This is a genomic window from Paenibacillus macerans, assembly GCF_900454495.1.
Lineage (GTDB): Bacteria > Bacillota > Bacilli > Paenibacillales > Paenibacillaceae > Fontibacillus > Fontibacillus macerans.
The window spans coordinates 2,532,846-2,556,951 of the sequence record NZ_UGSI01000001.1; the positions used below are offsets into that span (position 1 = coordinate 2,532,846).

Below are 24,106 nucleotides of genomic sequence, written 5' to 3' on the forward strand. Positions count from 1 at the left end.
GCCTACCAGAGCCCCCCATCCGAAACCTTCTTGGACAACTTATTGAAGGTGTACACCATAATAAACCCGATCACCGATTGAAACAGCCCTACCGCCGTGGCGAAACTGTACTGCGCTTGCTGAATGCCCGTCCGGAATACGTACGTATCCAGGATATCCCCTACGTTGTATGTCATCGGAGTGAGCAGATTATACACTTGATCAAAGCCAAGATCCAGGAAATTGCCGATCTCAAGCAAAAATAGCACCAGTACGGTCGGCAGCAAAAGCGGAAAGGTAATGTGGCGGATTTGCCTGAACTTGGAGGCGCCGTCGATCATCGCCGATTCATAGAGCTGCGGGTCGATCGCGCTAATGGCGGCCATATACACCACGGTTCCCCACCCGGCATCCCTCCATATCGAAGCGAGCACATAAACAGGCCGAAAGTATGCGCTTTCTTGCATGGCCAACACCGGTTCATGACCAAACCACCCGATGACAATGTTGAACAAGCCGCTGATCGCAAAGAAATCGAAGAGAATACCGCCCACGATCACCCAGGACAAAAAGTGCGGAATGTACAGCGCGGTCTGGATTCCTTTCTTCAGCGCCGATTTTCGAATCTCGTTGATCATCAGCGCCAGCAAAACGGGCACCGGGAAAATCAGAACGAGCTTGAAAAATCCCAGCGTCAGGGTATTGCCGAACACTCGGGCAAAGTCCGGATGGTGAAGCAAGGTGCTAAAATGTTTGAGACCTACCCAAGGACTATCAATGAAACCCCGGAAAACCGAATAATCCTTGAAGGCGATTACAGAACCGGCCAGCGGAATAAATTTAAACACAATCAGAAAAACGATTCCCGGAATCGCCATCACATACAGCGGCCAATATACCTTCATTCGATGAAATGGAACTGCTCTCAATTGGTTCCCCCCTTGATATCTGGTTGTTGAATTCGCTTACATCTTTACTATACAATCGGGGGCAACCATCGCCAATCGGTCGTTTTTAAGTTCCAACCAGGCCATTTTTAAGGATAAATTAAAAACCACTCCCGCGCGGAGTGGCCTAACAATAAGTTTCAATTAAGCGCGCGATCGGCTCTTGCGGTATTCGCTAGGTCTCAAACCTGTCAATTTCTCGAATAGCCGAGCAAAATACTGCGTATCCGAGTACCCTACCCGCTCGCAAATTTCATAAACCTTCAAATCCGTTCGCTCCAGCAGTTCTTTCGCTTTGCCGATTCGGACCTGAGCCAGAAAATTCATGTAGGTATCCCCCGTCTTTTGCTTAAACAACTGGCTTAAATAATAAGGGCTGATGAAAAACCGGGAGGCCAGTTCCGCAAGGGTGATCGGATCATGGTAGTGCTGCGTTACGTATTCCTTGATCTCGGCGATGATATCCTTCTTCTTGGGCACATGATGCTCTACCTTAAACACAATGATGCAGCGAATGACCTGAATCATCCATTTCTCCAGGCGCTCCAGCGTTCGGAAGCTGGAGATGGCCTCTAGAGACAGGATATTGCGCCCGAGAAAATCATTCTGCTGCAGCTGCTGAAACGACATCTTCCGCACGCTCGATAAAAGGATGTTTATACAATACACCTGGAGATCCGTGGGGCTCATACCTTGCTGAACTTCCATGCCCCGGAAAATCTCGCGGATGATGGCGACACATCCCTCTTCATTCATATTGTCGAGCTCTGCTTCCAGTTTGTTAATCAGTTCTTCAGGAACGGGATGGCGCCGTCCCGTCAGATTGACCGTCTCGGGATAAGCGATCACGGCCCCCTCCCCCTTGATGACCTTGTAGCTTAAGGCATAGCGGGCTTCCTCAAAAGATTGGCCGAGTCCCGCCGCCCGTTCCTGAAAAGTGCCGATTCCGGCGGTGACGGACAATTTCAGTTCCCGAAACAGCGTATCCTTCAGGCCGAGTATGGTACGGACCAGTTCCTCGTACCCGGCAGCTCCGTCATGGGTGACTACAACGGCCACCTGAGAACCGGAATATCGGAACCGGTATACGGCCCGGTACCGCTCCAAGGCCCGGTCGATCTGCTGAAACACTGGCCGAAGACCGAATTCTTTTATACAGCCGAAACCTTCGTCAAATTCCAGCAAGACGCATATAAACCGGACCCCCACCGCTTCTATACCGGCGATCCGCAGGGTTTCTTCCATATGAACCAAACCATCGCTGCCGTTATCAAGAATATCCCGCAGTACATTTTCCTGCATCCGGCTGTGAGCCTCCTGCTTCAGGTCGTCCACTTCCCGAAGTTTAGCCCGTTCCGTCCGGATGTCCTCCATGACCTGACGGACGCAGTCGCGAAGCTCCTCTTCCTCCACCGGCTTATTGATGTAAAATTGGACCCCCAGCTGCATGCCCCGCCTCGCATATTCGAAGTCGGCATACCCGCTCAAAAGAATGAATTTGGCCGGGTTGCCCGCCTCTTTCAGCATTTTGATCATTTCCAGGCCATCCGCCTGCGGCATCCGAATATCCGTGATCACGATGTCGGGGTGCCGTGTTTGAATTAACTTGACCCCTTCCAAACCGTTGTAAGCTGCGCCAACGACCTCACAATCCGGAACATAGCGGCCGATTATTTTTTTAAGGCCGTCCACAATTCCTTTCTCGTCATCCACTAAGACTAGCTTCATCCCAGGGCACCTCTCTTTTTCATTTCGCACCATCATAGCGTCTTTAGATCTTGGGGATTAAAATTTCTACCGTCGTCCCTTGCCCGATTCCAGAACGAATCATCAGATAATACCGGTCTCCATAATGAAGCTTGATGCGTTCCGCGATATTTTTTAAGCCCAACCCTTTACCGGCGGGCTCATCCGTCATATCCAGCTTGTATTTGTCCGACCCCGCCGCCTCCAACAAAACTTGCAGCTCCTTTTGCTTGTCCTCAGTCATGCCGATTCCGTCGTCCGTCATCCGGATCAGGATCTCGCCTTCTTCCGTCCAAAAACCTTCAATCGCGATATTCATCGTCTGGCTGTAGTCTTCGAACCCATGGTTGATGCTGTTCTCCACGATCGGCTGGAAAACCAGCGGGATGATGCTGCATTGCTGAATATCCTCGGGAATTCGAATATCCAGCAGGAACTTATGGTCGAACCTTAGGTTCTGGAGCTGCACATAATTCGCCGTATATTCCAATTCATGCTTCACCGAATGCTGCCTGCCTTCTTTCCCCAAAGCAAGCCTAAACATGCGAGCCAGAATTTTGATCATGCCGGCCGTCTCCTCATCATCATTCACCAGCGCCTTCATGCGGATGGATTCCAAGGTGTTGTACAGCATATGCGGGTTGATCTGGTTCTGGAGCGCGATGAACTTGGCTCGGCGATGCTTAATCTCCGCGATGTACACATCCTCAATCAAGGTGCGGATCGTTACGATCATCTTGTTGTAACTATTGACCAGGCTGCCGATCTCGTCATTGGCCTGCTTTTTCTCGATGGGCAGGTATTGGCCTAGTTCCGCTTGCTTCATGCTCTTGCGGAGCGCCTTGATCGGCCTCGTGATTGTATAGCTTAATCCAAACGACATGAGTGCGATGATCAAACAGCTTGCCAGGATCACAATCAAGGTCACCCCTTGGATCTGATTGATCTTGGCCAGAAGCTTTTCGCGGGGGATCTCCGTCCTGACCAACAATTTGCCGAGTTCGGTGTTTCCCGTTAAAATAATCCTGTTCTTGCCGCCTTTAACTTTGATATAAGCTCCCCCGCCTGATTCCAATACCTGCTGCCAGGACAGCCGGCCGCTGGCGGCGTCGGATTGATAGACGATTTCTCCATGGCGATTGCTAATAGTGACGCTCATCCCGTATTTGTCCCGGGCCGAGACGAAATCTTGATCAAGCTGCAGCAAGGCAAACGGGTCCAAATCGATGAGCAGGATTCCCGCATAGGCCCCGTCCGAGTTGAGGAGGACTCTTCCTACCGTCACCATGGCGCCTTCTCCTTGGTCATCGTAATAGGAACGATCATGCAGCCCGGTAATAAAAAACGTTTCATCGGAGCTGCGGAGCCGCTTAAACCAATTTTGGGATAATAGTGCGTTCTCGTTGACCACGTTAGTGGTAGTCGTATACTGATACACGGCGTTATCGCGGCTCACCAGCATCACGGTACCGATCTCCGGTTTAAGCAGAGCGACCCGCATGAGCAACCGCTGAACGGCCACCCGCTGTAAAATCAATTCATCCATCGACCTGTTCCGCTCGTCCCCGAGCTTATAGATCAGTTCGCCGTCGATGAGCACCGACTTGGTCACCTTATCGTATTCTTTCATGAATTCGTTCAAGGAAGTCCTGATCTGAGACGTGTACAGAGCCGCGAACTCTTGAGAAGACTCTTCCAGTTCCACTGCCGACTGGCGGAATATGATTACGCTTACAACGATAAGCGGAATAACGCAAATGAGCAGGTATCCCAACATTAATTTGTTTTGGAACCTCATGTTTTTTATTCTCAAAACCGCCTTGCGGATCCAATGGTTATGCTCCATATCCGAGTCCTTCCTTGAATTAGTGTCTCATATTGCCGAAAACCAACCCTCCACCATTTTACCACATTAATTGTATCCGCTTTCAAGCTTTGATTATATCCCTTTTACAAATTACGTAAAGAGGACGAATTTAAGTTGCTGCCGGGTCATTTTTGGGAATAAAATAGTTCCCATGAATACGCCAAGAACGCAAACAGCTCTTGAAACGGCCTTTGAGGCTGGTTCAAGAGCTTAGAAAGAAGCAATCCCGAGACCAAGCGGATCAATCCGCCAGCCTCATTCTAATAGATGAGTCTCCTTTCAGCGTAGTTCACTTAGACAACAAGCGTCAGCAACTTATCTTGGGCTGTAACCGTTGAGCTTGTTGTTTCAATAACATCCAAATAATCGTCGGTATTCGAGATAATAATTGGTGTGATCGGATTGTAACCGGCTTCCTTAATTTTCTCCAGATCAAACTCAATCAATAGATCCCCTTTGCGGACCTGATCTCCTACCTTAACCCGAGGGGTGAAATACTGCCCTTTTAATTGCACCGTATTGATTCCAATGTGAATAAGTACTTCCGCACCACTCTCGGATAGCAGAACTACAGCATGACCTGACTTGAGAATGGTGCCAACCGTACCGTTCACTGGCGACACGGCTTGGCCAACACTCGGAACAATGGCAACCCCTTTCCCCATAGCACCTTCTGCAAAAGCAGGATCAGGAACCTCAGTCAAGGATTTCACATCTCCAGTTAATGGACTGTGAAGCACCTCTTTCTTCAAGCTCGGCGAATCCCCTGCAGAGTTTGAACTTGCTTTCGCCGGAACAGCTTGCCCTTCTGCAGCAGGAGCTGCAGCACTTGCCTCAGTCACTGAAACAGCTTATCGCTCCGACCAGCAGCGCAAGCAATAAAACCAGTGTCAGACGGCGCCTGGTGATCAATTTTCTAAACATGGAATAATGCATCCCCTTTTCCTTTGTTGCTGAGCGGGCTATTTTAATCATTCGCCTCCCGTTCAGGTATAAATAATAGAACTTTCATATATTAGAAGTGAGGTCGAGGCGTAATAGAGTTGTAAAATCGTTTAACCCTATAAAAAAAGCCCACCCCAAGGGTGAGCTGTTCCGGCAGGCGCACGCTTATCCGGACGGCGGTGCCCCAGCCGGCCGTGAGGCGCTGAACGCCCGGTCGAAGCGACGCATCGGCGCCTCGAGCGGACCGGCGGGAAGCCGCGCGATCAGCCAGCCCGCCGCCAGCGTCACGATGACGACGAGCAGGTCGCCGAATGGAATCCCTCCGAGGCCATAATCGATCCCCGCCCGTTCAAGAACCCAGATCACGACGAACTGTGCCGCGTACATCGTCAACGCCACGCGTCCGACTGCCGCGAAAGGCCCCAGCACGACAGCGGTCCGCTTCGGGACGAGACAAGCCAGTCCCAGCACCAAAAGCGCGGCCCCCAGCCCCGTCAGCGTCTGGAACGTCGAGGCGCTGTGCGGAGCTGTCCAGAGCAGACTGTGCCACAACGGCTGTTCCACGTTAAGCGGCCAGATGGCGTAAGGGTCCGGCTGGACGGGGGCGGCACCTTGAACGCGGATGAGCCACTGCTCAAAAGAACGGCTTAGCCCGGGAAGGACGTAAGCGCCCAGCAGCTTACCGACAGCGTGCATGACCGCGCCGCCGCCCGCAAGCGAGAGTGCGGTGCGCGCTTTGGTGAGATCGAGACGCCCGATCGCCATCCCGGCGACGAAAGCTGGAGCGAGTGCCAGACCGGACATCGGTCCGCCCGCTATATCCCGCAGGAGGAACGCCCCCGATAGAAAGCTCCCTCCGAGAACCATCAGCGGCGGGCTCACCACGAGCAGAACGGCCGCCGCCGCAAAAAGCGCACGCGTCGAACGCCGCACCAGCACCAGCGCTAGTACGAACAATGCCGCATAGGCGGGCAAAATCACCCCGTACGGAGTATTCAGCATAATGAGAAGATACCCGATAGTATCGACAAATACCGCGCGCGCGAGCATCCGCGCTCGGAACGCGGTCGGCTCCGTTCCTAGATCCTTCATGCGCCCCGCCATGATCGAGTAGGAGATGCCCCCGCAGAGCACAAATAGCAGCGTCGTGTTTCCGGAGACGATCGCGCCATTCATGCCGTTCAGCGCAAAGTGTTGCACATACATCCCTATGACCGCCAACCCCCGCGCTGCATCAAGCGCCAAAAGACGCCCCGTTCCCCGCGATTTATTACCGATTGACAATATGTACTCCTCCTCTAAAAGTTCAAAACTTTGTTTCATAATTCCCTGTCCCGATGGGGGATGTGATGCTATTCCAATATAGCGGGAAGATGTAGTAAAAGTTAGATCAACATGTAAAGAAGATGTAAAAAATATTGCAACTTGCGGAGGGAAAAAGTGGAACATATAATCATGTCCGCATTCCAAACAAAAAGAGACGCCATGCGTCTCTTGATCGGCAAATTAGAATTAGGGGAGCTTAAAGCTAGTCAGATTGGGAGAGGTTAGCCAGATATGAATAAGATAACACCGTCATAATCCCCTTGCTGAAACCTGATATCTCTTTCGTACTCGAGTCAACCGATACGACGTACCGCGTTTTTTTCGTCTTTTTATCCCGGAAGAATAAAGTTGCGTCGTTTGTTGCTCCCCAGAAAAACGAGTCCTTCCCTAGTTCCAACTCATCCGGATTTACATCGCTCAACCGTTTCAGAAACTGCTTAGCTGTGAATATCGCTTCATCTTTGTCGGGTTCGCTTCCTTTACCGGGGGAATACTCCGTTCGTGCATAATTGTTAATTTCCAGGATATCTCCGTCTTTTGAATTCAATGCCACGGTATATTGAATATAAGGATTGTGCGGATTGGTTATGATTACACGGTATATCCCGTTAGGAATAGCGTTCAATTCCGTTTTATACCGCACAAGGGGGTCTGCGCTCGTATCTCCTATAATAGAATACAGCATACTTTTGATCTCCTGCAGATCGGATGCGCTGACTTCGAGGTTTATGTCCTCCACCAATAAATTGGTCTTTAAAAGCCGATTTACCGCATCAACACTTAACGTTTTCACGGTGTCCTCCGATAATGTTCCAGGGTACTCCAGCTTATTTTCCGGCATGACTTGATTTATTTTTTTGATCATGACCGTATCTTTGGCGACAGGTTGATAAAATTCGTTGCAACCCGTAAGGAAGATCAGGCAGGCTATCCCGCTGATAAGCAGCTTTATTGCCTTCATGAGTCCACCTCGCTTTCGCGCTTCACATCAAACCTAACGGTGACGGTTGTTCCTTTGTTTTCTTCACTGGCCACTTCAAACGTCCCATGATGAATCTTAGCGATGCTCTGACAGATGGATAATCCTAACCCTGCTCCATTGTAGCTGCGCGTTCTTGCTTTATCCGATACATAAAACGGTTCGAAAATGTTGTCCACATGCTCCGGAGCTATTCCGATACCGCGGTCTTCCACGGTGAGGACACACTGATGATGGTCCTCATACGTGCGAATCGTTACCGCCCCATGCTCGGCGGAAGCCTTGATCGCGTTATCCGCCAGATTGAAGATGAGGCTCTTCATTAAATCCTTCTCCATCCAGAGCCGGCAATCCTTACAGTCATAAACCAGGCGAATGTTTTTATCCTTCGCTTCCATGGCCAAAGCCGAATCCATTTCGTCAATCACGGTTCTTAGATTCTCCATCTTCATCTCAAAATGGTCCGCTTGTACCAAAATTAAATCCATCATTTTCAAAGAGAGCGATTCGAGCCTTTTGGCCTCGTTGTAAATGACATTCAGCCCATCCAGAAAAACATCCTCCTGGTATTTCGTCACCCGCAAAAAATCAGCGTAGCCGATGATCGAGGTCAGCGGCGTTTTCAGTTCATGGGTGAAGTTTTGGATAAACCGCTGCTTCTCCAGATTGTGCCGCTCCAGTTCAATAATTTTATCTTCAACCACCGAAACCATATGATTAAAATGATGGGCCAGGTTGCTGATTTCATCTTTGGATTTGAGCTCCACCCTTTTCGAGAAATCCCCTTGGGCAATCACCTTTGCGGTTTTAACCATCTTGTCGATCGGTTTGGTAAGTCCTTTGCTGATCAAAAACATCACGATCATATAGATGAGGCAGGCGGCTAAATCAACTTTCAAGAAAAAATTATACTGTTCGAAACGCTCCTGATAAATCGGGGTGACATCTTTCATATAGCCGATGGCGTATTTTTTTTGATTAATATGAACCAGGCTGGAGGTAAACAAAATCGTCCTCCGACCGACATCGCTTAGCATATACCGGATCTCGTCCTCTGACGACCCCTGCAGTTCCGGATGTTGCCCCGTAAAATCGACGTTGTTGAATACCTTGCGGTTCATATTATCTACGATGTTTAAATACATTTTCTGGTCGTTGTTTCTGGCAACAAACTCATTTCCTATATTCGTAAACACCGTTTTTTCATAATCAAAGTCATTGTAAATTTTCAGGAGCGGAGCCACGGCCTCCATCGTCGAACGAATATTCATATTTTCCCGTAACATCGTATTGATTTCCTGCTGGAGCATCTTGCTGTGGTTCCGCTCGATGATCAGCACCGAAGCCAGGTTAAAGATGACGATAAAAGTCAAGATCGAGAACAGGGATATTTTCTGCCAAAACCTCATGCCTAGTCCTCCAACCGGTACCCGATTTTATAGACCGTGATAATGTGGTCATGCAGTCCAAGCTTTTTGCGCAGCGATTTAATATGCATGTCTACGGTTCTCGTTTCGCCAAAATAAGCGATCCCCCAAACTTTATCCAACAGTTGTTCCCGGGACAGAGCGATGTTTTTATTCTTCAAAAGAACGACGAGCAGATCAAATTCCTTGATGGTCAGTTCCACGGGCTGTCCCTTGACCCTTACTTCCCTTTTATCCAAATAGACCTGAAGCTCTTTAAATTCAATGACATGCTCTTCACTGCCGAATCTGCGTAATACCGTCTCAATGCGGGCCAGCAGTTCAAGGGTTTCGAACGGCTTCACGATGTAATCCTCCGCCCCCAGCTTCAAACCCTGGACCTTATCAATTACTGCATTTTTCGCCGTTAAAAAAATCACCGGGATCTGCAGCGGGCGGATTTTCTCCATGAGTTCAAACCCGTCGATCCCCGGAATCATGACATCCAGCAAAACCAGGTTGAACTTTTCGCGCTGAATCATCTCCCAGGCGGCCTGTCCATCGTATACTTCGGTCGTCTCATAATTTACGACATTCAAGTTCATTTTGATGATTTTTGAAATATTGATGTCGTCTTCAACAATTAAGATTTTTTTGCCCAAAACATTTTCGCACTCCTAACCCGTAAGGATTCAAAATATGCCTTTGATTATATATCTTTCTTCTTAAAAAGTGAATTTGTATAGTGGTTTACGTTTGCTTCATCTAAATTCTTTTTTGGACTAAAGACAGTTCTGCCAGTCCAGCTAACCGGGAATAACGTTTGACAGTATTTTCGCATTCACGTATTATGAATGATAATCATTCATTAATCAAAAAGGAGGGGGATGAATATTGGCAAACTTCTCTGATGGGAAATACCAGCTTATTTTAAACGCGGCCATGGAGGTCATAACGGAAAAAGGATATGATAAGACGGTTATTTCGGATATCGTAAAAAAAGCGGGCGTTGCCCAAGGAACGTTTTATTTATATTTCTCATCCAAAAAAGCGTTAATCCCCGCGATTGCGGATCATCTTCTTAGCATCACTTTTGGTAAAATCAAAGAAAAAGCACAGGATAAAGAAAGCTTTTGGGACGTTTTGGAGGTTGTAATAAGCGAAACCTTCGACATCACCGATTCATACAAAGAAATCCTTGTCCTTTGTTATTCCGGTCTTGCGATCGATCATTCCATGGAAAAATGGGAAGCCATCTATTCTCCTTATTATGATTGGCTTGAGAACATATTAGTGAAAGCCATGAACAATAATGAGATCGTCAGCGATCTTCATGCCAAATGGACGGCCAAACTTCTCATCAATCTGATTGAAAATGCTGCCGAACGATTTTATATCGGACTTGAACAAGAAGAACCCCTGGACGTTTATAAGACGCGGGTATTTCATTTCATCAAGAGATCATTATGGAGAAACTGAAGCAAAGTACCGGCAAATCTGCATTTATTTTTTTGAATTATTATGACTGACGTTCATTCATTAATCGTGCGGTGACTTTTTTTGAATTTTCGGAAAGGAAAAGGGTCTATGAATAAAGGTTGGATTTTTGTCCTTTTAACTTCTCTATTCGAATTGCTTTGGGTCTTTGGATTCAATGTTGCCGATACTTGGTGGCACTGGGTTATCATCATGGTCATAATTCTCGTCGATATGCAGTTTCTTGCAAAAGCCTGCGAGTCATTGCCGACCGGCACCGTTTACGCCGTTTTTGCAGCCGCAGGTACAGTGGGCACGGCCCTAATGGACATCCTGATTTTTGATGGGGAATTCAGCATTGCAAAAGGTCTGTTTATGGGGATTCTGGTCATTGGGGTAATTGCCTTAAAACTATTCGACAATAAGCCGGAAACCGGATCGGCAAAAGGAGTTCGTTAATATGGGTTGGCTATTCGTATTGATTGCTGCTCTATTTGAGCTGACTGGAGTCATTGGTTTAAAAAAATTCAGCCAAAAGAAATCCATGTTGAATTTGCTGATGTTTTTTGGCGGATTTGGAGGTTCTTTTGCCTTTCTTTACGCTTCTTTTAATTATCTGCAAGTCAGCATCGCCTATGCGGTCTGGATTGGAATAGGAACCTCCGCTGCCGTTCTGGTAAACATGATCTTTTTTGGTGAATCCAAAAGCATCGGGCGCATGATAAGTCTCTTGATCATTGTCGTTGGTGTTGTTGGTCTCAAAGCAGTTTCATAACTTAAAGAGATGACTCCTGATCCATACAGGAGCCATCTCTTTACAGCCTGGCGTTGTTCCCGCCCCGTTCTATTTACTTAGTGCCCGGTACTTGGATACATACGCTTCCGCCAATTCCGCGATTTGGTCGTAGCGGCCTTGCTTCGCCGGAGCCGTAAGGTTGCTGCCGATCCCGACGGCGATACAGCCGGCCTTAAGCCACTGTTCCATATTTTCCAGATCAACGCCGCCGGTTGGCATAATGCTGACATGCGGCATCGGGCCCTTAACGGCCTTGACGAAATCGGGACCGAAAGCGCTGCCCGGGAACAATTTCAGGATGTCAACCCCCAGCTTCAACGCCTCCTTGATTTCGCCCAGCGTCAGAACGCCCGGCATATAAGGAATTCCGTAGAGGTTGCAAAGCTGCGCCGTTTCCTTGTCGAACGACGGACTAACCACAAATTCCGCCCCCGCTAGAATGGCAATTCGCGCCGTAACCGGATCAAGCACGGTACCGGCGCCGACGACCGCCTGCTTTCCATACTCGGATACCAGCCGGCGGATGGCTTCTTCCGCGCCCGGCGTCGTGAACGTCACTTCTATATTGGTTAAGCCGCCTTCAATACAGGCTGCCGACATTTTACAGGCATCTTCCGCATTTTCCGCCCGGATTACCGCTACTACGCCGCATTCCTGCAAATTTCCCAACACTTTTAGCTTCTTCATAGAACTCTTCTCCTTTGCCTCTTTACTTTGATCATGACTAGTCATTACACACCTAAATAAATTTACTAAATTATTTTATCAAAATAAGATTAAAACCTAGCATTTTCTGCTTCAACTAGATACTAAACACAATTATCGGCTCCGTCAATGTTTTTTTAGAATTTCCGTAAATAACAATAAAAACGGCTATTTTCTAATCGATTTTGTTGACATCCTCATGTTAAATGTAAACACCAGCATTGTACAAAACCGGTTTATATGATATTTTGAGGATAATTAGTCTTTAGGGGGAATCTTACATGTCAAAAGCCTTGGCCGCCGTCACTTTCGGCGAACCGATGGTCATGTTCCGCGCCGATGAAGTCGGCGAACTTCACGAAGCCGCTGCTTTCTCCAAAGCACTGGCCGGAGCCGAAAGCAATGTAGCGATCGGTCTCTGCCGGCTCGGTCATCAAACCGGCTATATCACGAAGCTTGGGGAGGACAGCCTGGGACGATTTATTCTGGATGCCCAGAACAAAGAGGGCATCGATACCTCCAAGGTGAAGTTAACTCATGAGAAACCGACCGGCCTGCTTCTAAAGTCCAGGGTACTAAACGGGGATCCTAAGGTGGAGTATTACCGTAAAGGGTCCGCGGCCTCCACCCTTGGTATCGCCGACTTTGACCCGGATTACTTTGCTTCGGCCGCTCATCTGCACGTCACGGGTATTTCGGCTGCGCTTTCACCATCCATGCTGGAATTCTCGCGCCATGCTATGGACTACATGAAAAGTCAAAACCGGACAATCTCGTTTGATCCCAATCTGCGGCCGGTATTATGGAGCGACCAAGAGACGATGATTCGGACGATCAACGAGCTGGCCTGCCGCTCCGACTGGTTTTTTCCCGGCATCGGCGAAGGGCGCCTGTTAACCGGGTTGGAGGAGCCTGAGGAGATTGCCGATTTCTATCTCAAGCAGGGCGTCTCGCTGGTCGTCATCAAAATGGGGCCGGGCGGGGCTTTCTACAAGAGTTTACAGGGCCACGGCTTTGTGCCGGGCTTTAAAGTGGAACGGGTTGTCGATACAGTCGGCGCGGGCGACGGATTCGCCGCCGGCGTGATTAGCGGACTATTGGAGAAGCTGGATGTCCAGTCGGCTGTCTCCAGGGGGAATGCGATCGGCGCGCTGGCGGTTATGTCGCCGGGCGACTCGGACGGCCTGCCAAGCCGCGCTGAATTGGAGGCATTTATGGCATCAGCCGTAACTGTCAGTTAAAATCGCGATATTAAAAGGACTTTGACCTCCACACGCTGAGGAAGTCAAAGTCCTTTTAGGTTCTTGCCGGCTTTACCGAATCTCCAATTTTTTCACCGACTCCCCACGCCGAAGCGCGGGCGGAAAACGGTACGTAATAGGTATCGGTCTGTCCCGATCCTCGATGCCGGAAAGAATGACTTTGGCGGCTTGAACGCCCATCTCATGGGCGGGCTGACAAATCGTGGTGATGACCGGGTTGTAGATGCGGGCAAAGTCGGCATCGTCTATGCCAATGACCGACAGTCGCTCGGGAATGGAAATCCCCAGCCGGTTGGAGGCTTTCAACAGCTCGGCCAGCACAATATCGTTGCCGGCGATCAGCGATGTCGGCGGCTCCGGAAGCGCCATGAGTTCCGAGAGCCGGGCTCCGAGCTCCTGCGCCGGAGCACTCACAAGATATTCTTCCCGCAGCGGCAAGCCCGCCTCCTCCATGGCCTTGCGGAATCCGCCAAGCCGCTCCTTGCGCGGAGTAATCCCTTGCTCCCCCAGCGGCAGCGTCATCATACCGATCCGGGTATGCCCGTTATGGACCAACTCTTCTACTCCCATTTTGGCGGCAATTTCGTTATCAAGCAGCAAGCTCTGGGTGCTGACGCCGTCAACCAGACGGTCAATGAAAACGAACGGCATCTCCAGTTCGCCAAGACGGCTGTAGGCCGAAGATTGATGCCCCGTAGGGAACACAATCAAACCGTCAACCTGTCTGGCAATCAGTGTTTCAATATAGAGCTGCTCCTTCTCCGGATTTTCGTCAGCATTGCAGATCAAAACCTGGATCCCCCGGTTCTGCAGCTCGCTTTCGATGGCGCGGACGCACTGGATGGACAAAGTATAGTCGATATCCGCCACAATGATCCCAACGAGATGAGTGCGATTCTGCTTCAGACTGCGGGCAAGGCCGTTCGGCCGATAATCCAACTCCTCAATGACTTCGGCGATCCGCTGCCGCGTCGCTTCGCTCATATACTTATACCGCTGGTTCAAGTACTGGGATATTGTGCTTTTGGAAACGCCGGCCCTACGGGCGACATCGTCGATAGTCAGCTTTTTCATCATTAAAGCTCCGCTCTTTCCAAATAAGTTTTGTGCAAAAACAGTTCATATCTTTCATAATAACACAGATTCCGGTCCGAATAGCCCAAAAGTAAAAAAGCCCTTCTTTCACAAACCCGATTCAGGACATGCCTTGTTAGTCCCTACCTCGGTTTGTTTCCGGAAAGGCTTCCGAATATACGAGATATCCGAGCTCAATAAGTTCCAAAAGCTCCCTTGCGTTTATTTCAGATATTTATCCAGCGTTCGCCGCACGGCCCCCTGAGCTTCCAGCATCTCATAAAACATGCCCTCAATTTTCTCGCCGAGCCCAATCGAGTACAAAGGAACGCCAAAAATCTGCCCATCCTCAAGAATGGCGCGGACTCCCGCAGTTTTATCACCTAGTTTCACCCCTGCCAAATGTCTTTGCAGCGTTTCCAAAAGCGGGTCCGGACTTAAAGTGAACGGCTTGCCTTCATCGTCCACGCCCAGCAAGTAACGGCACCAGACGGCAATCGCCAACGGGATGGCCGTTAAACTTTCCGGGTTAAGGTCTTCCCTTCGCATGTAGGATTTGATCGTTTCACCAAAACGGATGCCTACTTTCTGCGAAGTATCGGTCGCAATCCGCTGCGGGGTGTCGGGAATAAACGGATTCGCGAAACGTTCCTGCAGCACCTCGTCCAGAAACCCCTTGGGACTCAGGATGCCGGGGTCGACCACGACCGGAAGCCCCTCGGTGTAGCCTATCGTTTCTACGAACTTGCGCAGCGTATCATCCCTCATCTCATCCGCAATCAATGTAAATCCTAGAAGACAGCCGGAAACGGCGAGTGCGGTGTGGAGCGGATTCAAACAGGTCGTGACCTTCATCGTTTCCACCTTGTTGACGGTGTCCCTGTCCGTGAATATAATCCCGGCCTCTTCAAGCGGCGGACGGCCGTTTGCAAACTTGTCCTCGATCACCAGATATTCGCTGATCTCCGCATTGACGAAAGGCGCGGTATACGTGTGCTTGGAGGTGACGATCACCTCCATATCGCCGATCCCCTGCTCCAAGAGCGCCGCCTGCACCGTTTCCGACGGACGCGGCGTGATTTTATCGATCATGGACAGCGGGAACGTAATTTTGTGTTCATCTTCAAGATAGTCGATGAATCCGCCTTCAACCAAACCTCTCTTCGCCCACTCTTTGGCCATCGTCAAGACGGCTTGCTTTAACTTGTCTCCGTTATGGGAGCAATTGTCCATGCTGACAAATGTCATCGGATACCGGCCTTTCAAATAACGGCGGTACGCCAGCGAAGTGACGATGCTCATCGCATGAATCGGCTGTGCTGGACCGTTCGCGATATCCTGTTCCACGATCCCTAGATATTGGCCGTTCGGACCGGTGAGCGAATATCCTTTTTCCGTAATGGTGAAGCTGGCCATTTGCAGACTCGGCTGCTCAAAGATTTCGATCAGGCGGCTGTAATCCGCTGCCCGGTTTTTGTCCGCGGCAAGGGCTTCGACAATGCTGCCGACCACTTTCTTCTGAAACTCGCCGCGCGCGTTCATCAGCACCAGCAGCGTCAGATTGTCGTAAGGCTTGTAGACCTTGTCGATCATCTCAAAATCAAACGATTCCGCGGCGATAATTCCGGTATCCGCTTGGCCGCTGTCCAGCAGCTGTTGATGGGCATTCGCCACGAATCCCCGGAAGATGTTGCCTGCGCCAAAGTGAACCCACCGCGGATTAACCCGCGTATTCGCCGCTACCGTCTCCAGTTCGAACTTCGGCAGCTCAACGCCCGCCGCTTCCCAGGCGGATCGGCCAGCCTTTAGACTTTCCCGGCTAAGACGCAGCATTACTTGGCCTCCCTAGCGTTTTCCAGGCTGTCCCAAACGCCCAGCAAATACATCACGCCCAGCGCCCGGTCATACAGGCCATAGCCCGGACGGCAGTTTTTCTCTTCTCCCCACAGATGCCGCCCGTGATCGGGACGCACATAACCGGTGTATCCGTTTTCGTGATAAGCTTTTACAACTTCCGCGACATCTACGCTGCCATCGCGCCCGCGATGGGACACCTCGATGAAATCTCCGTTATCAAACACTTTCACATTACGGATATGCGCAAAATGAATGCGGTCATGGAACTCGCGGATCATCGCCGGCAGATCGTTTTCCGGATTCGTGCCCAGCGAGCCCGTACAGAAAGTCAGGCCGTTGTACGGACTGTCCACGGCGTCCAGCATACGGCGGATTGTGTCCCGGCTGCGGATAATGCGCGGCAGGCCAAAGATCGGCCAAGCCGGATCGTCGGGGTGAATCGCCATTTTGATATCCACCTCTTCACATACCGGAATAATCCGCTCCAAAAAATATTTCAGGTTCTCGAACAGCTTCTCTTCCGTTACATCCGCATAGGCGGCGAACAACTCATCCAGCTTCGCCAGCCGTTCCGGCTCCCAGCCCGGCATCGTGAATTCTCCGGCCCCTTTCAGAATCCGGTTCACCATCTCCCGCGGATTATCCGTAATGGCAGCCTTTTCATAAAAAAGCGCGTTCGAGCCATCCGGAAGCTCCTTGTACAGTTCCGTGCGCGTCCAGTCAAAAACCGGCATGAAATTATAGCAGATCACCTTAACGCCAACCCTGGCCAACTTGCGGATAGTGTCGATATAGATGTCGATATATTTGTCGCGTGTCGGCAAGCCGATTTTGATATCATCATGAACGTTGACGCTCTCCACGACGGCGGTGCTGAAGCCTTTGCTGGTGATCTGATCCGCCACTTCCTGAATCCGTTCCATTTCCCATACTTCCCCGGCCACCTTGTCATGCAAGGACCAGACGATGCCCATAACTCCGGGAATTTGCCGAATATGGTCAAGCGTAATATTGTCGTTCCCTTCCCCATACCAGCGCCATGTCATATTCATTTCAATGATCTCCTCCTTCTTGTATACAAGATTGAGTTGATCATAAAACACAAGATTGGTAAGCGTCTGTAAGATTTATCACCAGGTCCGAATTTTAATTGTGTTAACATGATGTATGCCAGATAAACACAAAAACCAAAGCAGGAGTCAACATGTCCATTAAAGATGAGATCATGAAATCACTAAAAACCGAAATCCTTACCCTAAAGCTAAAACCCGGCGCCATTCTTAGCGAGACCGCCCTGTCCGAACGTTTCCGGATCTCCAGGACCCCGCTTCGCGATGTGCTGAAGCAGCTCAGTCTGGAATCCTATATCGATATCTATCCCAAAAAAGGCAACCTTGTTTCCTTTATTGATTTGGAGTCGGTCGAACAAATGATTTATTTGCGAAGCGTGCTCGAAAAAGAAATCAGCAAAGATTTGTCCGCCCATCTCCCGCTCAAAGGAGTTCATGAGCTCAGGGAGATCCTGGACAAGCAGCAGGCCGTCATCGATGAGGACGAGGACAGCGAACGATTTCTGGGCCTGGACGACGCCTTTCACCAGTCCTTGTTTCAATTGGCCGGGCGAGAGTTCCTGTGGAATTTGATCCAGCAGACGAGTGTCCATTACGCCAGATACCGCAGACTGCATATGTTGAGGAAGGAAAAGCTGGTGGACATCCATAAAGAGCATCAAACCATTCTCGAAATGATGATGCATAAGGAACTGGATAAACTTGACGAACTGATCGACCATCATCTGCGGGAAGATATTAATTCACGGTACTTGCAGGAGAATTTCTCGGAGTATATTAAGGCATAGACGTTTTTCATAGCAAAAGCGGGGCCGAAGCCCCGCTTATCTTGTTATTACTGGGCCAAGGCGGCCAGAGGGCTCATAATATGCTGAACATACCGCTTAACCTCATGCGGCAGCTCCTCGGGCGATGGCCTGTAAGAGACGAAGGCCGGTAAATAAGTCCCGTTGCACCGGCTCAATGTTCATTGGATCGGTCGCAAATATTCGCTGAGCGTAAACCAATTGTGTCCGCCAGCGCGGTATCCCTTCTCCTCCCCGCCTGTCGTTGTCGCCACGACAAACTCTTTGCCCCTCAAATGGTCGCCGCCGGGCCCGAATGCCCATCCGAAGGTCAGCACATCGTCTTGGAATATATAGAAAGTTTGAAAAATTGACGGATCTGGGCGGACATCTGATAAAGAGCACGATCGAGCATTCTATCGGACAAGGTTTTTCGCATGAAAGCGTTCGTGTCTTGGTGTCCCTGCACATGCTGCTTGCCTTTGCACGATTATCCCTTTCGTTCAGAGGGGAGGGGTTGAGGGCTAGGGTAAGGGATTAATAAGGAAAAAATGAGCCGGTTCAGGTAAGAATTTCGGCTTGATGAGGGAACATACATTTGGTATAATGAAATAAATGGAACTTATGTTCGTGAATTCTTGATTCGAGGGCGAGTGAACATAGAGGTCAATACCGGAACGAAACTTCAGCCATTCAGCAGCCGTTACCAAAGCGAGCAGGACTGCATGGAGGCGCTGATCGCGATGAAGTGGCCAAGCGGCTTCGTTTGCCCACGCTGCGCTCACACCCGGTGCAGCCGTCTGGCTTCCGGCATATCCCCTTGTTCGAGTGCGGAAAATGCAAGCCTCAAACATCGCCTTTGGTCGGCACGATTTTTGAAGGAACGCATCTGCCCCTTGCGGCAGCAGCTTGATAGAAGTGGTTGAACGGTGCCGGCATTGATGCAAACGGATTCTAGTTGCAGCAAGATCACGGTCCTTTCATTTTTTCCGGTGTCTTGCCCCATCCCTCCGGTCAGGTCTGCTTCACTTCTCCGAAACCTCCTTCCCACAAACCTGTCTAATGATCTCGAACAGTCTGCTTCTTACAAACCTATCTCTTCTCATGAATTTATCTCTTTCTCTGCTTCCCTGATCAAACGGGATAATCGTGCAAAGCGTCCGGACAGCGGATGTTGATCTGCCTCAACTTTCACAATATTCCGTAAATTGGATGAGTCATCCATCCGTGCCTCTAGGTACGCTAAATAACAAAAAGGTTCCTGCTCTGCCGGAAAAGGCAGAGCGGGAACCCGTTCTATTTAGGCAATGTCATAAAACAATACGCAACAAATCGATGTCAGGCCGTGTATCATCGTTACTATTCTGTAAGATGTCAACTCGCTTAACTAACTCTTGGCCAACCGGTACAATGACCGGCGTCACGAATGGATAACCGGCCTGTTGAATAAGCTCGATATCAAACATAAGCTTTATTCCTTCCTATTTCTTGATTAGGCCAAGCCGTTCGAATTCTTCCAGCGGCGCCTCGATCTCCTTCATTTTTTTAACCAGCTTTTCAATCATGGCTTTTTCAATTTCTGGATCAGTCAACGGATTTTCTTGCTTTGGATCCTTTTTCATATCAAACAGCAAATTTCCGATTCCGTAAGAATTAATATAGTTTTCAACAGGCAGCTGCAATACGGGCATGCCGTTGGTAAAGCGATTTCCCGGGACCAGTTTCACTTGCGATAAGGAATCATCGGTAAAGAAGCCCCTCATTCTTGTCATCGCCAGCGTCTGATTAACCAAAGGTCCGTTATCCGGTTTGGCCGAGCTGCGCATATACACGTACCTGCCGTCATACACGCCAACATGTCCGCCATTGACCCCAAAAAGAATTTCAGCATGATGACCCATTTCCTCTTTGATCATGGAGATTAAAGACCTGCCGTCACGATGGTAATCATCGGAAATATTGAAATAATCCAACAGGGTTGCCGCAATGTCTACGGTTTGACACAATCCATCGTAAACTTTCCCGTCATTATAATCTTCTCCGGGGATATGCATAAAGAACGGAAGATGGATAATTTCTTCATACATGGGTGCAATATTTTTGCCCAGCCAGTCATGTTCTCCCAGCAGGAAGCCGTGATCCGTATTGACGATAACCAAGGTATCTTCCCACATGTTGTGATCATCCAAAAAGTCCAGCACCCGGCCCAAATGATAATCACACATGCTCAGCAATGCAGCATATTCTTTTCTCATCCCGTCGATTTGTTCATGATTACTGTCCGAATCGATTTTTTGATACTTTGGCCAAAAGGGGATGTCTTTATCTTCCTTGCAATCATATAGCTGCCGATACTTCTCCGGAACATAAAAAGGCTCATGGGGATCGAAGCATTCAATTTGCAAAAACCAGTTATCCTTATCATGATGGTGGGCAAGAAAATCCAAGCCGGCCTGAATCGTTTGAACGCTGGACATGTCCTCTTCGTTTACTTGTCTGGTTCTGTTGGCGTAATGCTGTACTGCCGAAATTCCTGTTTTATTGAAAGGGTTTTGATTATCCATGGACATTGCTTGACTGCGCGGAACCCAACGGTCGCCTTCCTGCCCTCTAAACCCCTCCCAAGTCGAATAACGGTTATGGTACGTAGCTCCGCCATCCTCGAAATAATGAGAATGATCCGTGACCAGATGACAGTAAACCCCCGCTTCCTGCAGCCTCTCAAAAACCGAGTTATCAAAGCTTTCCAGCGGCCCCCAGCCACGATGAAGGAAGTTATATCTCCCTGTATGCAGCTCTCTTCTTGCCGGCATGCATGGCATGCTTCCGCCATAAAAGTTGGCAAAAGTCACGGTTTTCTCTCTTAAACGTTCAAAGTTAGGCGCTTGTACCCAATCGTTTCCATAGTTAGGCAAAAAACTGCGGGTTAATGTATCAAACATAATCATAAGAGCTCTCATGGTTTCTCCATCCTTTTGAGTTGCTTCTTTATTTTCACGGCGGTTATTTAACGGCATTTACGCTTTTACTGTCATTCCAAAAGAAAAGGGTAAGCAAGCAAGTGACGATGAAGGCAATCGTAATTCCGATGACAGCCCCGAAAAAGCCCATGTCGAAGTTCCCGTGGTTAATGTAATTAGGCAACGCCAAAATCCCCATACCGCCGACCACATAAGCTTTGGAGCCCAGGAATCCCATTACCCCTCCACCGATGGAAGCCCCTGCAAGGGTAAAGATAAAAGGATACTTATTGGGTAACGTTATTCCATAAATGGCAGGTTCCGATATGCCAAAAATCCCCGTCGCAAAACATGGAACGCACAGCGTCTTCAGCTTGGAGTTTTTGGTTTTCAAAAAGACGCCCAGCACCGCACCCAATGTGGCGAATGGCGTGCCCAGCATCAAAGCCAGAAGCGGATCGAAGCCAAATTGGGCTATCGTAATTAAGCTAATAGGTATCAATCCCCAATGCAGGCCGAACATCACAAACACCTGCCATAATCCGCCGATAAACAAACCCGCAAGCGTTGGATTCAAATCATATGCTCCCTTGGCCAAAAAGCCCAATATAGCTCCTAACCAGGTCGCCGCAGGACCAATAATTAAAAAAGTGAGCGGAACAATAATAATCAGAGTGGCAAAAGGCACCATAAACATTTGAATCACCTTGGGAAGCACCCTTTTTAACCATTTCTCGATTTTGGCGGCAAAGAAAACGGCTATGATTGAAGGAATGACCGACTGCGCATACTTCATTAACAAAATCGGTACTCCGAACACCTCAAAGTATACAGGCGCCTGAAAAATCGTTCCCTCAAAGAGGGTATAGATCGGTTTTCCTTCACTCAGTAAAGCGGTCAAACTTGGATAGACCAGGGAAGCTCCGATGATGATGCCCAAAATGGGCGACAATCCAAACTTATTTGCGGAAGTATAGGCCAAGATAATCGGGAAGAAATAAAAGAAGGTATCCCCAATCGCCCATAATAAAATATAAGCCCCGGATTGCGCGGACAATACGTTCGTGGCCAATAAGACCGCCGCCAAGCCTTTGGCGATGCCTGAAGCTGCTAAAAGACCTAATGCCGGTGTGAATACGCCCGAGATCACATTGATAAAGCGATCAAGTACCTTTGCCTTCTTGTCGGGTTTTTGAGCGGCTGACGCACCTTCGCCTTCGGATAAAGCATCACCGCCGCCTTGTTGTCTTGCCTTCACCACTTCCTTATATACATCGGCTACATGCGGCCCAATGACAACTTGATATTGTCCTCCGCTTTTTACAACCGTTACTACTCCATCTAATTTCTTTAAATCTTCTGTCTGTGCCTGTCCGTCGTCATGTAATTTAAACCTTAAGCGTGTCGCGCAGTGTTCCAAACTTGAAATGTTGCCGGACCCGCCTACGTTTTTAATGATTTCCTTAGCCAGTGCTTCATAGCTCATCCTGTTTGCTCCTTCCGCAGCTGCAAGTAGTTCTAATCCGGATTAGTCGAACCATTGCCTTTAAGCAAGCGCTTACGATAAACTTAGTATAAAGTCGCTGCAAACGAAAAAAAACACTTTCAAAGAACCTTGGGAAATTGTCCAACATTCAGAAAATGATTGGGAAAGAAAGGATTTACGATGAAGTTTGAAAAAATCTTAGAGAAACATTATGCCAAACTAAATGAATTGGATCACCAAATCGCTGCTTTTATTCTGAGCCACAAAGCGGAGATTTCTAACCTCAGTATTGTGGAATTGGCTGAAAAAAGCTTTACCTCCAAGTCCTCCATCTTCAGATTTGTACAAAAGCTGGGCTTTTCAGGCTACTCGGAATTTAAATATCTGATTCAATGGGACAATCACAATAATCAGACTTCTCCGGTCATTCCGATTGAGCATGTTGGGCAGCAATTGATTCATATCTTGAATAAAACAAAGCAAATGGATTTACCAAAGCTGTATGACAAAATCTATAATAGTAAGCGGATTTATTTGCTGTCTACAGGATTGAGCCAGCAGCTTCAGGCCCAGGTGCTGCAACGCAATTTCTTAAAAATGGGCATCAGCATGAGCCTGATCCCTTTAGACATCGGAACTCATTTAACAAGCGCGGTCATCGAAAAATTGGAACCCGAGGATCTGTTGATCGTATTTTCATTTTCCGGCGAAAATCATGCCATGAAAGAAGCCTTGGCCATACCTTTACTTAAAAAAATTCCGGTTATATCCTTTACAAACACCAGTCAAAACTGGCTTAGTCATCATTCTGTCTTTAATATTTCAACTTATTCTGAAGACTCTGATGAGACTCATTTTACCTCCAGTTTCATACACAATATTATTGATTTAATTACATTTGAGTTTGAGCAATATCTTAAGGAGAAAATGAGTGCGCGTTTAAAATAAAATACTGTGTTCTTTTTTATGTGTTTCCTTCGCATACTTCCTCCTTTCAGTGCTGCCGCTACGCATTAAGCTATTTACCGCTCACTTCTCATCCATCAGCTCTTGGCTAAGTCTCATAATCTGCGGAGCCAACTTCTCGCGCTGCTTTTTCGTGATGAAGTTGAACAGCGGATAGGCTAGAGCTACGCCCGCGATACCGATGACACCGACGACGATCCCCGGAATCAGCATGGCGTTTATCCAAAGCAACGTGCAGCATAGTCCAACGCCAATGAGCAGCACGCCGATCGCCCCGACTATGATCGAAATGATGGTTCCGGGTGTTTCAGTGCTTTTATCCAGCTTGCGCAACTGTTCCATCTTGTTTTCTTCTTTGGGGATATACTTTTGACGGATGCTGTTCACTTCCTCCTGTTGCTTTGCGGAATACATATAGGTAAAAGTTTTGTTTTCGTTTTCCATGTCCAATGCCTCCCTTTAGGTAAATGATGA

The 24,106-nt window shown here is 48.7% G+C and carries 23 protein-coding genes and 1 pseudogene; 7 read left to right on the plus strand and 17 right to left on the minus strand.

The genetic code is table 11. The features are described from left to right. Positions 1-2: 2 nt before the first annotated feature. From DYE26_RS11255 to DYE26_RS11290, 8 genes are all read right to left on the minus strand, one after another. Complete coding sequence (locus DYE26_RS11255; RefSeq protein ID WP_036624112.1) at positions 3-908, minus strand: ABC transporter permease; 906 nt, start codon at positions 906-908, stop codon at positions 3-5. A 162-nt stretch (positions 909-1,070) separates the two neighbouring features. Beyond that, a complete protein-coding gene (locus DYE26_RS11260; protein WP_036624113.1) occupies positions 1,071-2,654 on the minus strand; it encodes a response regulator in 1,584 nt (527 codons plus the stop codon). A gap of 43 nt (positions 2,655-2,697) precedes the next feature. Then, complete coding sequence (locus DYE26_RS11265) at positions 2,698-4,518, minus strand: cache domain-containing sensor histidine kinase (RefSeq protein WP_036624114.1); 1,821 nt, start codon at positions 4,516-4,518, stop codon at positions 2,698-2,700. Positions 4,519-4,832: 314 nt separating this feature from the next. Continuing rightward, on the minus strand, positions 4,833-5,291 hold the full coding sequence (locus DYE26_RS11270) for a PTS sugar transporter subunit IIA (RefSeq protein ID WP_036624115.1): 459 nt from the start codon (positions 5,289-5,291) through the stop codon (positions 4,833-4,835). 358 nt (positions 5,292-5,649) lie between these two features. Then, positions 5,650-6,768 (minus strand): DUF418 domain-containing protein, encoded by a 1,119-nt coding sequence (locus tag DYE26_RS11275; RefSeq protein WP_371860950.1) that lies wholly within the window; start codon positions 6,766-6,768, stop codon positions 5,650-5,652. Positions 6,769-7,012: 244 nt separating this feature from the next. After that, positions 7,013-7,771, minus strand: a complete 759-nt coding sequence (locus tag DYE26_RS11280) for a hypothetical protein (protein ID WP_036624116.1) — start codon at positions 7,769-7,771, stop codon at positions 7,013-7,015. Beyond that, positions 7,768-9,198 (minus strand): HAMP domain-containing sensor histidine kinase, encoded by a 1,431-nt coding sequence (locus DYE26_RS11285; protein ID WP_036624117.1) that lies wholly within the window; start codon positions 9,196-9,198, stop codon positions 7,768-7,770. Before DYE26_RS11285 ends, DYE26_RS11280 begins: the two co-directional genes overlap by 4 nt. A gap of 2 nt (positions 9,199-9,200) precedes the next feature. Then, positions 9,201-9,857 (minus strand): response regulator transcription factor, encoded by a 657-nt coding sequence (locus DYE26_RS11290; RefSeq protein ID WP_036624118.1) that lies wholly within the window; start codon positions 9,855-9,857, stop codon positions 9,201-9,203. Between the two features lie 232 nt (positions 9,858-10,089). Between DYE26_RS11290 and DYE26_RS11295 the strand changes: the two genes are divergently transcribed. The 3 genes from DYE26_RS11295 to DYE26_RS11305 all read left to right on the plus strand — a co-directional run bounded on the left by DYE26_RS11295 (position 10,090) and on the right by DYE26_RS11305 (position 11,446). Then, positions 10,090-10,674, plus strand: a complete 585-nt coding sequence (locus DYE26_RS11295) for a TetR/AcrR family transcriptional regulator (protein WP_036624119.1) — start codon at positions 10,090-10,092, stop codon at positions 10,672-10,674. A 108-nt stretch (positions 10,675-10,782) separates the two neighbouring features. After that, on the plus strand, positions 10,783-11,130 hold the full coding sequence (locus tag DYE26_RS11300; RefSeq protein ID WP_036624120.1) for a DMT family transporter: 348 nt from the start codon (positions 10,783-10,785) through the stop codon (positions 11,128-11,130). Position 11,131: 1 nt separating this feature from the next. Beyond that, complete coding sequence (locus DYE26_RS11305; RefSeq protein WP_036624121.1) at positions 11,132-11,446, plus strand: DMT family transporter; 315 nt, start codon at positions 11,132-11,134, stop codon at positions 11,444-11,446. A gap of 69 nt (positions 11,447-11,515) precedes the next feature. Here DYE26_RS11305 and DYE26_RS11310 read toward each other — a convergent pair whose 3' ends face one another. Continuing rightward, positions 11,516-12,154 (minus strand): bifunctional 2-keto-4-hydroxyglutarate aldolase/2-keto-3-deoxy-6-phosphogluconate aldolase, encoded by a 639-nt coding sequence (locus DYE26_RS11310; RefSeq protein ID WP_036624122.1) that lies wholly within the window; start codon positions 12,152-12,154, stop codon positions 11,516-11,518. Positions 12,155-12,453: 299 nt separating this feature from the next. Here DYE26_RS11310 and DYE26_RS11315 point away from each other — a divergent pair, with 299 nt between their 5' ends. Further along, entirely contained in the window at positions 12,454-13,413 is a 960-nt protein-coding gene (locus DYE26_RS11315) for a sugar kinase (protein WP_036624123.1), read from the plus strand. Positions 13,414-13,485: 72 nt separating this feature from the next. On the opposite strand, the gene DYE26_RS11320 is transcribed toward DYE26_RS11315, so the two are convergent. From DYE26_RS11320 to uxuA, 3 genes are all read right to left on the minus strand, one after another. Beyond that, on the minus strand, positions 13,486-14,508 hold the full coding sequence (locus DYE26_RS11320) for a LacI family DNA-binding transcriptional regulator (protein WP_036624124.1): 1,023 nt from the start codon (positions 14,506-14,508) through the stop codon (positions 13,486-13,488). Positions 14,509-14,730: 222 nt separating this feature from the next. Continuing rightward, positions 14,731-16,341: a mannitol dehydrogenase family protein gene (locus DYE26_RS11325; protein WP_036624125.1), complete on the minus strand. Its 1,611-nt coding sequence runs from the start codon at positions 16,339-16,341 to the stop codon at positions 14,731-14,733. Beyond that, on the minus strand, positions 16,341-17,417 hold the full coding sequence (gene uxuA / locus DYE26_RS11330; protein ID WP_036624126.1) for a mannonate dehydratase: 1,077 nt from the start codon (positions 17,415-17,417) through the stop codon (positions 16,341-16,343). Before uxuA ends, DYE26_RS11325 begins: the two co-directional genes overlap by 1 nt. A gap of 152 nt (positions 17,418-17,569) precedes the next feature. On the opposite strand from uxuA, the gene DYE26_RS11335 reads away from it, so the two are divergent. Next, the gene (locus tag DYE26_RS11335; RefSeq protein WP_036624127.1) at positions 17,570-18,223 is read left to right on the plus strand and encodes a GntR family transcriptional regulator; all 654 of its coding nucleotides are present in this window, start codon (positions 17,570-17,572) and stop codon (positions 18,221-18,223) included. Positions 18,224-18,402: 179 nt separating this feature from the next. Here DYE26_RS11335 and DYE26_RS34835 read toward each other — a convergent pair whose 3' ends face one another. Then, the gene (locus tag DYE26_RS34835) at positions 18,403-18,558 is read right to left on the minus strand and encodes an NAD(P)H-dependent oxidoreductase (protein ID WP_213510683.1); all 156 of its coding nucleotides are present in this window, start codon (positions 18,556-18,558) and stop codon (positions 18,403-18,405) included. A gap of 321 nt (positions 18,559-18,879) precedes the next feature. Between DYE26_RS34835 and DYE26_RS11345 the strand changes: the two are divergent. Continuing rightward, positions 18,880-19,118, plus strand: a pseudogene (locus tag DYE26_RS11345) (transposase); the annotation flags it as partial. Between the two features lie 412 nt (positions 19,119-19,530). Here the strand turns inward: DYE26_RS11345 and DYE26_RS33110 are convergent. From DYE26_RS33110 to DYE26_RS11355, 3 genes are read right to left on the minus strand one after another with little or no spacing between them, the layout of a single operon-like run. Then, the gene (locus DYE26_RS33110; protein WP_144245273.1) at positions 19,531-19,686 is read right to left on the minus strand and encodes a PTS glucose transporter subunit IIA; all 156 of its coding nucleotides are present in this window, start codon (positions 19,684-19,686) and stop codon (positions 19,531-19,533) included. 15 nt (positions 19,687-19,701) lie between these two features. Next, positions 19,702-21,180: a sulfatase family protein gene (locus DYE26_RS11350; protein ID WP_036624129.1), complete on the minus strand. Its 1,479-nt coding sequence runs from the start codon at positions 21,178-21,180 to the stop codon at positions 19,702-19,704. A 43-nt stretch (positions 21,181-21,223) separates the two neighbouring features. Further along, positions 21,224-22,666 (minus strand): PTS transporter subunit EIIC, encoded by a 1,443-nt coding sequence (locus DYE26_RS11355; protein ID WP_051985558.1) that lies wholly within the window; start codon positions 22,664-22,666, stop codon positions 21,224-21,226. Between the two features lie 180 nt (positions 22,667-22,846). Between DYE26_RS11355 and DYE26_RS11360 the strand changes: the two genes are divergently transcribed. Next, the gene (locus DYE26_RS11360) at positions 22,847-23,614 is read left to right on the plus strand and encodes a MurR/RpiR family transcriptional regulator (RefSeq protein ID WP_036624130.1); all 768 of its coding nucleotides are present in this window, start codon (positions 22,847-22,849) and stop codon (positions 23,612-23,614) included. A gap of 81 nt (positions 23,615-23,695) precedes the next feature. Here the strand turns inward: DYE26_RS11360 and DYE26_RS11365 are convergent, their stop codons facing one another. Further along, positions 23,696-24,076 carry a hypothetical protein gene (locus DYE26_RS11365; protein ID WP_036624131.1) on the minus strand — a complete coding sequence of 127 codons (381 nt, stop codon included), beginning with the start codon at positions 24,074-24,076 and terminating at the stop codon, positions 23,696-23,698. Positions 24,077-24,106 lie beyond the last annotated feature (30 nt).